13 protein-coding genes are annotated in these 13348 nt (G+C 62.9%); all 13 read left to right on the top strand.

The genetic code is table 11. The features are described from left to right. Positions 1–3 precede the first annotated feature (3 nt). Positions 4–408: a cytidine deaminase gene (locus M1E05_RS15830; RefSeq protein ID WP_461163494.1), complete on the top strand. Its 405-nt coding sequence runs from the start codon at positions 4–6 to the stop codon at positions 406–408. After that, a complete protein-coding gene (locus M1E05_RS15825; RefSeq protein ID WP_461163493.1) occupies positions 405–1727 on the top strand; it encodes a thymidine phosphorylase in 1323 nt (440 codons plus the stop codon). The genes M1E05_RS15830 and M1E05_RS15825 overlap by 4 nt, the downstream gene beginning before the upstream one ends. A gap of 37 nt (positions 1728–1764) precedes the next feature. After that, a complete protein-coding gene (locus M1E05_RS15820) occupies positions 1765–2418 on the top strand; it encodes a DedA family protein (protein ID WP_461163492.1) in 654 nt (217 codons plus the stop codon). A gap of 216 nt (positions 2419–2634) precedes the next feature. Further along, positions 2635–3363: a DedA family protein gene (locus M1E05_RS15815; RefSeq protein ID WP_458113599.1), complete on the top strand. Its 729-nt coding sequence runs from the start codon at positions 2635–2637 to the stop codon at positions 3361–3363. A gap of 39 nt (positions 3364–3402) precedes the next feature. Next, positions 3403–4545, top strand: coding sequence for an adenosine deaminase (locus M1E05_RS15810; protein WP_461163491.1), 1143 nt, complete (start codon positions 3403–3405; stop codon positions 4543–4545). A 103-nt stretch (positions 4546–4648) separates the two neighbouring features. Next, positions 4649–5272, top strand: a complete 624-nt coding sequence (locus M1E05_RS15805) for a MazG family protein (RefSeq protein WP_461165266.1) — start codon at positions 4649–4651, stop codon at positions 5270–5272. Between the two features lie 120 nt (positions 5273–5392). Continuing rightward, positions 5393–6673: a phosphopyruvate hydratase gene (gene eno / locus M1E05_RS15800; protein WP_458113601.1), complete on the top strand. Its 1281-nt coding sequence runs from the start codon at positions 5393–5395 to the stop codon at positions 6671–6673. 178 nt (positions 6674–6851) lie between these two features. Continuing rightward, positions 6852–7556, top strand: a complete 705-nt coding sequence (locus M1E05_RS15795; RefSeq protein ID WP_458113602.1) for an FtsB family cell division protein — start codon at positions 6852–6854, stop codon at positions 7554–7556. A gap of 122 nt (positions 7557–7678) precedes the next feature. Beyond that, the gene (locus M1E05_RS15790) at positions 7679–8347 is read left to right on the top strand and encodes a DUF501 domain-containing protein (protein ID WP_458113603.1); all 669 of its coding nucleotides are present in this window, start codon (positions 7679–7681) and stop codon (positions 8345–8347) included. After that, positions 8344–9291: a Ppx/GppA phosphatase family protein gene (locus M1E05_RS15785; protein WP_458113604.1), complete on the top strand. Its 948-nt coding sequence runs from the start codon at positions 8344–8346 to the stop codon at positions 9289–9291. The genes M1E05_RS15790 and M1E05_RS15785 overlap by 4 nt, the downstream gene beginning before the upstream one ends. 86 nt (positions 9292–9377) lie before the next feature. Then, the gene (locus M1E05_RS15780; protein WP_458113605.1) at positions 9378–10769 is read left to right on the top strand and encodes a S8 family serine peptidase; all 1392 of its coding nucleotides are present in this window, start codon (positions 9378–9380) and stop codon (positions 10767–10769) included. Positions 10770–10803: 34 nt separating this feature from the next. After that, positions 10804–12267, top strand: a complete 1464-nt coding sequence (locus M1E05_RS15775) for an NAD(P)/FAD-dependent oxidoreductase (RefSeq protein ID WP_458113606.1) — start codon at positions 10804–10806, stop codon at positions 12265–12267. A 135-nt stretch (positions 12268–12402) separates the two neighbouring features. Continuing rightward, positions 12403–13347: an N-acetyltransferase gene (locus tag M1E05_RS15770; protein WP_458113607.1), complete on the top strand. Its 945-nt coding sequence runs from the start codon at positions 12403–12405 to the stop codon at positions 13345–13347. Position 13348: the final 1 nt, after the last annotated feature.

Here is a 13348-nt window from a genome sequence, read left to right as displayed (position 1 = left end):
GGGATGACCACCACGGAAGTCGACTGGCAGGCTTTGGAGGCTGCCGCCGTCGCTGCCATGAACAATGCCTATGTCCCCTATTCAAAGTTCCCGGTGGGAGCTGCGGCCCTCACCTCGGATGGCCGGATCGTCAGCGGCTGCAATGTGGAAAACGCCAGTTACGGCCTGACCCTGTGCGCGGAATGTTCGTTGGTGGGCAACCTGCACATGAGCGGAGGCGGCCTGCTGCGTGCCTTTTATTGCGTGGACGCCGAGGGCCAGGTGCTCATGCCGTGCGGGCGATGCCGCCAGTTGCTCTATGAGTTCCGCGCACCGGACATGGAACTAATGACCACCCAGGGAATCAGGACAATGGACCAGGTGCTTCCCGATGCATTTGGTCCCCAACACTTGGAGGAAACCCGGTGACACTCACCCCAAACAAAACTGAAGCGTTCGACGCCGTCGACATCATCCGCATCAAGCGGGACAAGGGTGTGCTCAGCCCGGAACAGATCGACTGGACCATCGACGCTTATACCCGGGGCGCCATTGCCGATGAGCAGATGGCGGCACTGAATATGGCCATCCTGCTCAACGGCATGGACCGGGCGGAAATTTCCCGCTGGACTGCCGCCATGATCGCCTCAGGCGAGCGGATGGACTTCTCGGCACTGCGGCGTCCCGACGGCGGCGTGAAGGCTACCAGCGACAAGCACTCCACGGGTGGCGTGGGGGACAAGATCACCCTTCCGCTCGCACCGCTTGTTGCTGTGTTCGGCGTCGCCGTACCGCAGCTCTCCGGCCGTGGGCTGGGCCACACCGGCGGCACCCTTGACAAGCTCGAATCCATTCCGGGCTGGCGTGCCGCGCTCAGCAACGAGGAAATGATGGCCCAGCTACAGGACGTGGGAGCCGTGATTTGTGCAGCCGGTGCCGGCCTCGCCCCTGCGGACAAGAAGCTGTACGCCCTGCGGGACGTGACCGGAACGGTGGAAGCCATTCCGCTCATTGCCTCCTCCATCATGAGCAAGAAGATCGCGGAAGGTACGGGCTCACTGGTACTCGACGTCAAAGTGGGCAGCGGGGCCTTTATGAAGGACGAGGAACGGGCCCGCGAACTGGCCGAAACCATGGTCGCCCTGGGCAAGGACGCAGGCGTCAACACGGTGGCCCTGCTGACCAACATGAATACGCCGTTGGGTCTGACGGCAGGCAACGCAATCGAAGTAGAGGAATCGGTCGAGGTGCTTGCAGGCGGTGGTCCGGACGACGTCGTCGAACTGACCGTGAGGCTTGCCGAGGAGATGCTCGCCTGCGCCGGCATCCACGATGCCGATCCGCGGGCAGCCCTGAAGGACGGCCGGGCCATGGACGTCTGGAACCGCATGATCGAGGCGCAGGGAGGGGATCCCCGTGCGGCGCTTCCGGTGGCCAAGGATTCAGAAGTGATTTACGCGCCTGCCGACGGCGTGCTGGTGGAACTTGATGCCTTGGCTGTGGGGGTAGCCGCATGGCGCCTGGGTGCAGGCCGGGCCCGCAAGGAGGATCAGGTCCAGGCCGGTGCCGGTGTTCGAATGCATGCAAAACCGGGTGCGATGGTGAGGGCAGGAGAGCCGCTGATGACACTGCTGACAGATACCCCGGAAAAATTTGCACGGGCCAAGGAAGCCCTCGAACACGCTGTAACCATCGCCCCCGATGGTTCCCGGCCGGCACAGCAGCTCATTATTGACCGCATAGCATAAGCAGAAGCGAACACGTCCCGGCGGCCATTAGGAAACTGTGCAGGAAATCAACGACTTCATTCTCGCGGCGGCCGGGCAGCCCTGGGTCCTGTTCCTGGTGCTGGCATGTTGCCTGATTGATGGGTTTTTCCCACCCATACCCAGCGAATCCGTGGTGGTTGGCCTTGCTGCTGTTGCGGCCACGGCGGATGTCCCCAATCCTTGGCTCCTCGCCGTGGTCGCAGCACTCGGGGCGTTCCTGGGCGACAATATCGCCTACTTGATCGGCCGGGGCGTGGGAACGAACCGCTGGAGGTGGATGCGTGGCCGCCGAATGCAGAAGGCCTTCCGCTGGGCCGGGCTTGAGCTCAGGAAACGGCCTGCCTCACTGATCCTCGTGGCCCGGTTCATTCCCATAGGCCGTGTGGCAGTCAATCTCACCGCCGGAGCCACACGCTTCGCGCACCTGCGCTTCGTGCTTCTCACCGTGATGTCAGCAATCCTGTGGGCCGCTTACTCCGTAGGAATCGGCCTGTTTTTCGGGCAATGGTTCGAGGACAACCATCTGCTTGGGGCCGTTATCGCCATCATCTGCGCGGTCGGTCTCGGCATTGTGGTGGACCTCGTGATCGGCAGGCTGCGCGGCAAGCTGCCGGAAGAGCCGGATGAAGAATCCGGTGAGCGTGAGGCATCGCGCGAAGCGGGCGCTTGAGGATGAGTCCCCAAGCTGGTTTTCAGCCTTGGGAGGTAGTTTTTGTTGCTGAAATATCAGCCCATGAGTGGATACTTCCAGTCGGTAGATAAAGATACGCTCAAAGTGGTGTTTTCCCCGGTCGGGGCGTAGCGAACGACGCCCCGGCCGTGGGACACTGAAGAGCGATTTCCATCACATGTAGCTGCGAGATTTTTCGTCTAGGAGAACCACCGCGTGGAGTTTATTAATGAGGCCGTGCTCCATGCGGCGGGACAGTGGTGGATCTACCCTGTATTGCTTCTGTTTTTCTTCGTTGACGGCTTCGCCATGGTTGTCCCCAGTGAGACCCTTATCGTGGCGCTCGCGGCCTTCTCCCGGCACAGCGGGGAACCCAATCTCTGGATCCTTGGGGCGACCGCCCTGGTTGGAGCCATCGCCGGCGACAATATGGCTTTCCTCCTGGGGCGGAAGATCGGCCTGGAACGCTGGAAGTGGATGCGCCGGGCGAAGGTCCAAAAGGCGTTCGGCTGGGCGCGCTACGAACTTGAAAAACGCGGCGCTGTCCTGATCTTCACGGCAAGGTACATCCCATGGGGGCGGGTGGCGGTCAACTACGTAGCCGGGAGTACCGGTTTTGCGCACCGCCGCTTTTTCCTGCTGGACGCCTTCGCCTGCATCACCTGGGTGGGCTACTCAATCGGGATCGGCATCCTGGCAAGCTCGTTCCCCTGGCTCCACCACAATCCGCTGCTTAGCGCCGGAATTGCGGTGGTGTTCGCCATCGTGCTGGGAATCCTCATCGACCACGTGCTGCGCTGGTGGCACAAGCACCTCGCACGCAATGATGCCGAAGTGGTTGATGAGTGGCTGGACGGCGGTCCTGCCGGCGCGCAAACCCTGGAATCCGGATCTTCTCCCATCCTCGCCTCTACCGCAGTGGACGCAGAAGCAAGCGGAACGTAGCGGCTGGCATTAGCTGGCCGCCAACCCTAAGGTTGGAACGTGACTGAGCCTATCCTTGACGCTGCCCCTGCCCTCGACTTCGACCTGAAGAGCCTTCCCAAGGTCTCCCTGCATGACCACCTGGATGGCGGATTGCGCCCGTCCACGATTATTGAACTGGCCAACGAAGTGGGGCACACCCTGCCCACAACCGATCCTGTGGCGCTCGGCGAGTGGTTCCGGGAGTCCGCTGATTCGGGATCCCTTGTCCGCTACCTGGAAACCTTCGACCACACTGTTGCGGTCATGCAGACCAAAGACGGCCTGTTCCGGGTCGCCAAGGAGTTCGTCGAGGATCTGGCGGACGACGGAGTCGTGTACGGCGAAGTGCGCTGGGCACCTGAGCAGCACCTTCAGAAGGGTTTGACCCTGGACGAGACCGTTGAGGCGGTCCAGGCCGGCCTTGAGGCCGGCGTGGACGCCGTTGCTGAAAGCGGCCGCGACATCCAGGTAGGCCAGCTCATCACAGCCATGCGCCATGCTGACCGTGGCCAGGAAATCGCCGAACTTGCCGTGCGGCACCGGGACAATGGCGCGGTCGGCTTCGACATCGCCGGAGCAGAGGACGGCTTTCTGCCCTCACGTTTCAAGGATGCCTTCACCTATCTGGCTGAGAACAACTTCCCGGCCACCGTCCACGCCGGCGAGGCCGCAGGACTGGAAAGCATCCAGTCCGCGCTGGTGGATGGCCGGGCCCTCCGCCTGGGCCACGGTGTACGCATTGCCGAGGACATCATGGTTGAGTTCGAAGACGCGGAAGATGCCTCGGACGACGACAACGTGGGCCTCGTGACCCTTGGTAACCTCTCAAGTTGGGTCCGGGACCGCGGCATCGCCTTGGAAATCTGCCCCTCCTCCAACGTGCAGACGGGCGCTATCGCAGGTTTCGGTGACGACCTCGACAGCCATCCGCTGGACATGCTTTACCAGCTGGGCTTCAACGTCACCATCAACACCGACAACCGCCTCATGAGCGGGGTGACGCTCACCGATGAGTTTGAACTCCTGGTTGAGACGTTCGATTACGACCTCGATGACCTGCTTGAACTGACCCTCAACGCCGCCGAGGCCGCCTTCCTGCCTCTCGAAGAGAAAGAAGCCCTCGTCGAATACATCAACGACGCCTACGCCAACCTTGCCTGATAGCGGCGGATCCGGGCCGGACGCCGGTCTTCCTGAAAGCAAAGGAACTCCCGTTGCAGAACTGATTGCCGTCGTCGCAGCACTCCGGGAGCACTGCCCGTGGATGGGGGCGCTGACCCACGAGTCGCTCGTGGAGTATCTGCTGGAGGAAGCCTTTGAGGTCGCCGAGACCATTGAGACGGACGCTGATGAGGCCGAGCTCCAAGGCGAACTGGGCGATGTCCTCCTGCAGGTTGTGCTCCACGCCCGCTTGGCCCAGGAACGCGATGTCTTCGACTTCGACGACGTCGTCCGCAGCATCACGGGCAAGATGATCCGCCGCAACCCGCACGTTTTCCGTCCGGACGGTACTCTCCAGGACACCTTCCCGGCCACGGTGGCCGAGATCGTGCAGAAATGGGATGCCGTTAAAAGGGCGGAAAAGCCGGCAGGCACGGGTGTCTTCGAAGGCATCCCGCTCGCTTTACCCGCTCTTGCCCGCGCCCAGAAAGCACTGGACCGGGCAGAGCGGGCAGGACTGGACACACCCGCAGTGCCGCCTGTGAAGTTGAGTGAATTAATGCCTGAATTAATGCCTGCGGCCGCGCCTGCCGGGTACTCCGAAAAAGAGCTCGGCGAGCTCCTTTTTGGTCTTGTGGCGCGGGCTCGGGCCCACGGTCTGGACGCCGAACGCGCCCTGCGTGGGGCCGTCCGCGAATTCCAGGAACGCCACGGCTCGCCTTCATGACGTCAAGGTGCCGGAGAGGTTTCCGTAACCTGTACCACTCTCGACTACGCTTGTCCTGACGAGTACGTCGAGTTTTCAGCTAGATTCCCAGTAAATCGCTTCACCATAAGGAGCATATTCATGGCGCTTATCGATGCCATCCACGCCCGCGAGATCCTCGATTCCCGCGGCAACCCGACAGTAGAAGTTGAAGTTCTGCTTTCCGACGGCCAGATCGGCCGCGCAGCAGTTCCGTCCGGTGCCTCCACCGGCGAGCACGAGGCCGTCGAACTCCGCGACGGAGACAAGGGCCGTTACCTCGGCAAGGGCGTCCAGAAGGCCGTCGACGCCGTCATCGACCAGATCGCTCCTGCGCTGATTGGCTTCGACGCCACGGACCAGCGCAGCATCGACCAGGCCATGATCGACCTGGACGGTACGCCCAACAAGAGCAAGCTCGGCGCTAACGCCATCCTGGGCGTTTCCCTGGCCGTTGCCAATGCTGCTGCGGCGTCTGCGGACCTGCCCCTCTACAAGTACCTCGGCGGACCCAACGCGCACGTTCTGCCCGTGCCGCTGATGAACATCCTCAACGGTGGCTCCCACGCCGATTCCGACGTCGACATCCAGGAATTCATGGTTGTCCCGCTGGGCGCGGAGACCTTCTCGGAGGGCCTGCGCTGGGGCGTTGAGGTGTACCACGCACTCAAGGCCGTCCTCCAGGAAAAGGGCCTCGCCACCGGCCTGGGCGACGAAGGCGGCTTTGCGCCGAACCTTCCGTCCAACCGCGCTGCCCTGGACCTGATTCAGGAAGCAATTAAGAACGCTGGCTACACCCCGGGTGTGGACATCGCTCTGGCCCTGGACGTCGCCTCCTCCGAGTTCTTCACCGACGGTGCTTACCAGTTCGAGGGCAAGTCCCTGACCTCGGCTGAAATGAGCGCCTACTACGCCGAGCTCGTTGCCGACTACCCGCTCGTTTCCATCGAGGACCCGCTGGATGAGAACGACTGGGAGGGCTGGAAGACACTGACCGATTCGATCGGTTCCAAAGTCCAGCTCGTGGGTGATGACCTCTTCGTCACCAACCCGGTACGCCTCCAGCAGGGCCTGGACACCAGCACGGCAAACTCGCTGCTGGTTAAGGTCAACCAGATCGGTTCACTGACCGAAACCCTCGACGCCGTGTCCCTCGCCCAGCGCGCAGGTTACACCACCATCACCTCCCACCGCTCAGGCGAGACGGAGGACACCACCATCGCTGACATCTCCGTCGCCACCAACGCCGGTCAGATCAAGACAGGCGCGCCTGCGCGTTCGGAGCGTGTTGCCAAGTACAACCAGCTGCTGCGCATCGAAGAAGAACTCGACGACGCCGCACGCTACGCCGGCCGCAGCGCCTTCCCGCGTTTCAAGGGCTAGTAGCCGCAAAATCGCCTGACCGGTGGCTATGGTTGAAAAGACCATGGCCACCGGTTTTTTTAACCGGGAAGGCAGTCAGGCCCCACAGGAGCCGGCAAGAGCAACAAACAGCAAAGCAAGAGCAGCAACCCGCCCGCAAGGACCCCGCCCGCAAGGACAAGGGCATTACAGGAGTGTCATGGCAACCCGACGTCCCAAGGTTCCCAGGATCACCACTGCGGCCCCCACAGCGGAAGGGACCGACGGCGGCGATGTCATTCAGGCGAATTTCGGTTCTACGATCCCAGGGACGAAGCCTGGTTCGGCAAGCCTGGGAGTGCTGGCAGACGAGCGTCAGAAGTCTGCTGCTAAAGCCACCAGCGATAGATCGGGAACGGCCAGAGCCGCAGCTGAGAAGACCGGCACCGCCAAGAGTGGCACGGCCAAATCCGGCACCGCCAAGAGTGGCCCACTCCAGCCGGGCGAGCGGGATGGCGACGACTCTGTGGATCCTGTCCCCGCGCGGGCGTTTTCCGGCCGGTTCCTGGCGCTGGCAGTGGTGATGATAGCTATCACCGTGATGCTGGCTCCAACAGTGAAGATCTGGTTTGAAAAGTCAGCCGAAATAGCGGCCCTCGAAGCGGACATCGCCGCACGCAAGGCAGAGCAAAACAGCCTCAAGCAGCAGGTGTCCCGGTGGCAGGATCCCAACTATGTCAAACAGCAGGCCCGGGACCGCATTAACATGGTTATGCCAGGTGAGACGGGCTACTGGGTTTTTGGCAGCGATCAGCCTGCCGTAACGAGCAGTGGCCAAGCCGGTGCAGGATCAGCAGAAGACCCCGCCAACCTGCCATGGGTGGATGCCCTCTGGGAGTCCATCCGGCGGTCGGCAACAGACTAGAAGCAGAACCGCCATTGGAATGTTCTTGGGACATTCCCCGCCGGGAAGGAAAGCGGCAGCCCGGTGGAATTGAGCGCGCGGAATTGAAAGCAGTGGAACGGAAAGCAGTGGAACGGAAAGCAGTGGAAACGAATGCAGCGGCCTCGCCCGAGGAACTCCGCCAGCCGTCAGAAAAGGATCTTGACGTCCTCAGCCGCCAGCTCGGCCGGCCGGTACGGGACGTTGTCGAGATCCCGGCGCGCTGCGTCTGTGGCAACCCCCTGGTGGCAGCCACCGCACCCCGGCTCAGCAACGGAACCCCGTTTCCCACCACGTTCTACCTGACACATCCGGTGATCACCGCCGCGGTATCCCGGCTCGAGGCCGCTGGCTTGATGACCACGATGAACGAGCGGCTAGCAGAGGACACGCTCCTCGCAGAGCGGTACCAGTCAGCCCATGAGGCCTACCTGCGCTCCCGGAACGAGATCGGTGCACGCTGCGGAATCGGCGCGGTACCGGAGATCGACGGCGTTTCAGCAGGCGGAATGCCCACCCGCGTCAAATGCCTCCATGTCCTGGTGGGCCACTCCCTGGCCGCAGGCCCCGGTGTGAATCCGCTCGGTGACGAAGCCCTGGCCGCCATCGCCGAATGGTGGACGACCGACCGTTGCTACTGCGATGGAGCCTGGGATACCGCCGGCGAGACGCCCTCACGCGAACTAAGCCGTCACGGCCCCCAGGGCTTGCCTGACATCGTGGGCCGCCCAGCCCCTGTACGCGGCCCGGCCGCACAAAAGGATCTCCCATGACCCGTGTAGCGGCCGTTGACTGCGGTACCAATTCAATCCGCCTTCTGATCGCTGACGCCGCACGCCAGGACGGCACGTTCGCCCTGACCGATGTGGTGCGGGAAATGCGGGTGGTTCGGCTCGGCCAAGGGGTTGATGCCACGGGGGAGTTGGCGCAGGAAGCGCTTGATCGGACCTTCGCTGCGGCGGCAGACTACGCGTCGATGATCAGGGACAAGGGGGCCAGCCACGTCAGATTCGTGGCTACGTCCGCCACCAGGGATGCTGCGAACCGACAGGTCTTCGTTGACGGTATCCGCGAGCTTCTTGGCGTCGAGCCAGAAGTCATCTCAGGAGATGAAGAGGCGGCGCTGTCCTTTGCGGGCGCCAGCAGCGTATTGCCCTCCAGGGGTCAGGATCCTGTATTGGTGGTGGACCTCGGCGGTGGAAGCACGGAGTTTGTGCTCGGCGATGTCTCCGGGGTGATTGCCGCGAAATCAGTGGATATCGGCTGTGTCAGGATGACCGAACGGCACCTGCTCACTGACCCGCCAACAGCCGAAGAAATCGCGGCGGCGGAAGCCGACGTCGACGCCGCCATCAGCCAAGCGGCCCTGATCGTTCCCCTCGAACGTACTGCCGTCGTCGTCGGCGTTGCCGGCTCTATCACCACGATCACCGCGCACGCATTGCGGTTGCCTGCTTACTCACCGGCAGCCATCCATGGCACTGAACTGAGCATCACGGTCATCCGGGAGGCGGCCAGCGACCTGCTGCGAATGACACGTGCGGAAAGGGCGGCCTTGCCCTACATGCACCCGGGCCGTGTTGACGTTATCGGGGCCGGTGCACTGGTGTGGCGCCGCGTCCTGGAACGGATGGCGGAGGTCACCGATGGGCGCATCAGCACGGCCGTCAGCAGCGAACACGATATTCTCGACGGAATTGCCCTCAGTGCCCTCTAGATCAAGCCCTCCACGCGACGCCCGCCCCTGACCCGGAGCATCTGAAGACCGCCCGTGCAGCCTGACGTACAGCCGATTGGACCAGAATGACCAGAGCAACAGCCCGGTACCGCCGGACCGCCTCCGCACTCATGGCTGTGGCCCTCGCAGGCGGCAGCCTGACCACAGCCCTGGTTGCGGCGCCGGTGGCACATGCCGATAGTTGGCGGGACAAGCAGTACTGGCTGGCCGAATCCGGCATCACGAAGGCCTGGGAGGTTTCCAAGGGCGCCAACGTGAAGGTAGCCGTGATCGACAGCGGCGTGGACGCCGAGCACCCGGACCTCAAGGGAGTGGTTTCGGGTGGCTCTGATGCCTCCGGCGCCGGGAGCCCGGATGGACGGAAAAGCATCGGAGCGAAGCCTGAACACGGGACGCTGGTCGCCACGATGCTGGCAGGCCGTGGACACCAGCCCAAGGATTCAACCGCTAAGCCGACCAGCGGACCGGAACCCGCAACCGGCCCCGACGGGATTGTCGGGGTCGCTCCTGAAGCTCAGATTCTTTCAGTCTCCACCTGGCTCGGTTCGACAAACCCGGGTGGCAGGACTGACCAGGAGCAGATTCCGGACGCAGTCCGGTGGGCGGTGGACAACGGGGCACAGGTCATCAACATCTCGCTTGGCAGCACTTCACCCCAGTGGCCCCAGAGCTGGGACGCGGCCTTCCTCTATGCGGAGCAAAAGGACGTTGTCATTGTTGCAGCGGCCGGAAACCGGGTGGGAGGAAACGTGCAGGTCGGAGCACCTGCCACCATCCCCGGGGTGCTCACGGTGGCCGGATTGGACCGTAAGGGTTTGGCTAGCGTCGATTCGTCCTCACAAGGCATCAGCATAGGCGTGGCTGCCCCCGCTGAAGACCTGCTCGGTGGCATGCCGGGTGGCGGCTATGCGGAATGGGCTGGAACATCCGGGGCGACGCCGATTGTTGCCGGTGTTGCCGCGCTGATCCGTTCCAAGTGGCCGGAGATGAGCGCGAAGCAGGTGATCAACCGCATCGTCACTACGGCGAAAGACGCAGGTGTCCCGGGCAAAGATCCCATCTACGGGTTTGGAGTCCTGAACGCTGAGGCGGCGCTGAAAGCCAACGTGCCGGAGGCCGCGGTTAACCCGTTGGGCACCATTTCAGACTGGATTCGTGTACACCGAAGGGGAGGCGAGGCGCCTGCTGCCCCTGTTCCGAACGAGAGCCCCACGAGCGCTGCTCCCACGCTTCCCGAAGCCACGGTGCCTGCAGCAGAAGCGCCTTCCTCGGGGGAGGCCGTCCTTCCCGCTCTGGTAGTCGTGGGCTTCGGCTTGCTGTTCCTGGCCATCATCGGCGCAGGGACTTTCCAGTTCCTGCGGGCCTACAGGAATCCCATTAAGGCGCCGGAAGAGCCTGATACAGGAGTCCTTGAAGCTGTTCCATCCAGTCAGCGGACAAGTGCAGGACCTAGTTAGTGAAGATTTTCACAAACTACTGTATTCTTGAAACATGGCATCCACCCCACAGCTCCAGGACCGTCCCAGGGTACTCGTCGTCGGCGGCGGGTACGTCGGCCTGTACGTAGCCCTCAAACTGCAGAAGAAGATCGCGAATGCCGGTGGCATCGTCACCCTCGTTGATCCGCTGCCTTACATGACGTACCAACCGTTCCTGCCGGAGGTCGCCGGCGGAAACATCGAGGCACGCCATGCCGTTGTTTCCCACCGCCAGCACCTCAAGCAGACCGAGCTGATCCAGGGCCGTGTCGTCTCCGTTGATCACGCCAACCGGACGGCCGTTGTGGCGCCGGCAGATGGCGGCGCCAACTTTGAAGTTCCTTACTTCGACGTCGTTGTTGCGGCAGGTGCCATTACGCGCACCTTCCCGATCAAGGGACTCGCTGACAAGGGGATCGGCCTCAAGACCATCGAGGAAGCTGTTGCACTCCGCAACAAGGTTCTAGAGCGGATCGAAGCCGCCTCCGTAATGACTGACCCTGCCGAGCGCGCCCGGGCCCTCACCTTCGTGGTTGTGGGCGGTGGCTTCGCAGGCATTGAGTGCATCACTGAGATGGAAGATCTGGCCCGCGCAGCCGTCCGGAACAACCCGCGCATCAGCCAGGACGAAATCCGCTTCGTGCTTGTCGAAGCCATGGGCCGAATCATGCCCGAGGTCACGGAAAAGCAGGCCGAGTGGGTAGTGGAGCACCTCCGCAGCCGCGGCATCGAGGTGCTGCTGAACACTTCCCTTGACAACGCCGAGAGCGCCCTCAAGCTGATCAACCTGCCGGATAAGACGCTCGCGCAGGAATTCGAAGCTGACACCCTCGTCTGGACTGCAGGTGTGCAGGCAAACCCGATGGTCCGCTCCACCGATTTCCCCTTGGACGAGCGCGGACGTGTCCGCACGCTGCCGGACCTTCGCATCGCCGGAGATGAAGGCATTGTTGAAAACGCCTGGGCTGCCGGTGACGTCGCAGCTGTTCCTGACCTTTCCGGCGGGGGAGTGGGCGGCTTCTGCGTGCCCAACGCACAGCACGCGCTGCGTCAGGCCAAGCTGCTTGCCAAGAATCTGTGGGCCTCCCGGTGGGAGAAGCAGCTCAAGGACTACAAGCACAAGAACCTGGGCGCTGTGGCCGGTTTCGGTGAATGGAAGGGCGTTGCCAACATCAACCTGGTCGGCAGCATTGGCCTCAAGGGCGGACTCGCCTGGCTGGCGCACCGCGGCTACCACGGAATGGCGATGCCTACCTTTGAGCGCAAGTTCCGGGTCATCCTCAACTGGATCGTCGCCTTCTTTGTGGGCCGCGACACCACTCAACTGATCGACCTCGACAACCCGCGCGGGGCCTTCGTTGCGGCAGCCACACCGGCACCTAAGCCGGCCGCTGCCACCCCGCCGGAGATTCCCGCAGGCAAACAGGGATCTCCAGCGGCCAAGGCCAAGGAATCAGTTTCAGCGGAGAGCAAGTAACTGCACTGATACACACTGTGTAAAAGCACGACGGCGGCCGTTCCCTCTGGGGGGACGGCCGCCGTCGTGGTTAACCCGTCGGACACTGCCGTTTCAGCTGGCTTGCTGGGAAGGCGGTTTACGTAGACTGGCCTCATGACAGGCGAAAAAGACCTCCAGGCACTTCTGGCCACAATGCAGCCCGTTCTCCGGCAGGGCGACTATGTTTATGCTCTCTGGCCGCACGGCAAGCCACTGGGAGGCGGAATTGAAGCAGCTGTCCGGGAAGCCGAGGGCCTCACGGTCGTGCTGCCGCGTAGCGAGGCCGATGCGCAGGGACTGAAGTACGACTTCGTGGCATCCTGGATCACCCTCCAGGTGCACTCGGCCCTCGAAGCTGTGGGCCTTACGGCGGCCGTGAGCGCGGCCCTGACAGCAGCCAAGATCAGCTGTAACGTACTCGCCGGCTTCCACCACGATCACCTGCTGGTCCCTGTGGCCGACGCACCCCGAGCCATGGCAGTACTGGCCGAGCTGGCGGCTGAGAACGCCCATGTGCCGGCGCCCCAGCTGCTGCTGCGAGACGAGCAGCCGGAGGACCGGGAAGCGCTCCTGGAGCTCACTGCTGCGGCCTTCGCGGTGTCACCGGCTACGGGCATGCCGGTTGAAGGCGAGCCAATCGAGGTGGAGGTGCTGCGCCAGCTTTTCGATTGTGATGAATACCTGCCGCAGTTCAGCATCGTTGCCGAGCTCGACGGCGAAATTGTGGGCCACGTTATCAGCACCCGGGGTTGGGTTAATGACCTGGAGCTGCTGGGACTGGGCCCCATAGGCGTGGTACCGAAGCTGCAGCGGCATGGCATAGGCTCGGCGCTTATCCATGAGACTGTGGTCCGGGCCAATGCAGCGGGGGAATGGGGCATCGCACTGCTGGGAAGCCCCGTCTACTATGAGCGGTTCGGGTTTGTCCCATCAACCTCCCTTGGTATTGATCCGCCCAGCCCCGAGTGGGGTGACTACTTCCAGTTGCTGCCCCTGGCGGTCTGGCCTGGTGGCATCCATGGGACATTTCGGTATGCCGGGCCACTGGCACGCCTTTGAC

This window comes from Arthrobacter sp. R4-81 (genome assembly GCF_054792365.1).
This window is presented reverse-complemented; position numbering and strand designations above follow the sequence as displayed.

Excerpts from the sequence above, each read along its gene's own strand:
- eno (WP_458113601.1), top strand. The coding sequence starts at position 5,393 with ATGGCGCTTATCGATGCCATCCACGCCCGCGAGATCCTCGATTCCCGC.
- M1E05_RS15775 (WP_458113606.1), top strand. The coding sequence starts at position 10,804 with ATGGCATCCACCCCACAGCTCCAGGACCGTCCCAGGGTACTCGTCGTC.
- M1E05_RS15780 (WP_458113605.1), top strand. The coding sequence starts at position 9,378 with ATGACCAGAGCAACAGCCCGGTACCGCCGGACCGCCTCCGCACTCATG.
- M1E05_RS15785 (WP_458113604.1), top strand. The coding sequence starts at position 8,344 with ATGACCCGTGTAGCGGCCGTTGACTGCGGTACCAATTCAATCCGCCTT.
- M1E05_RS15770 (WP_458113607.1), top strand. The coding sequence starts at position 12,403 with ATGACAGGCGAAAAAGACCTCCAGGCACTTCTGGCCACAATGCAGCCC.
- M1E05_RS15830 (WP_461163494.1), top strand. The coding sequence starts at position 4 with ATGACCACCACGGAAGTCGACTGGCAGGCTTTGGAGGCTGCCGCCGTC.
- M1E05_RS15795 (WP_458113602.1), top strand. The coding sequence starts at position 6,852 with ATGGCAACCCGACGTCCCAAGGTTCCCAGGATCACCACTGCGGCCCCC.
- M1E05_RS15805 (WP_461165266.1), top strand. The coding sequence starts at position 4,649 with ATGGGGGCGCTGACCCACGAGTCGCTCGTGGAGTATCTGCTGGAGGAA.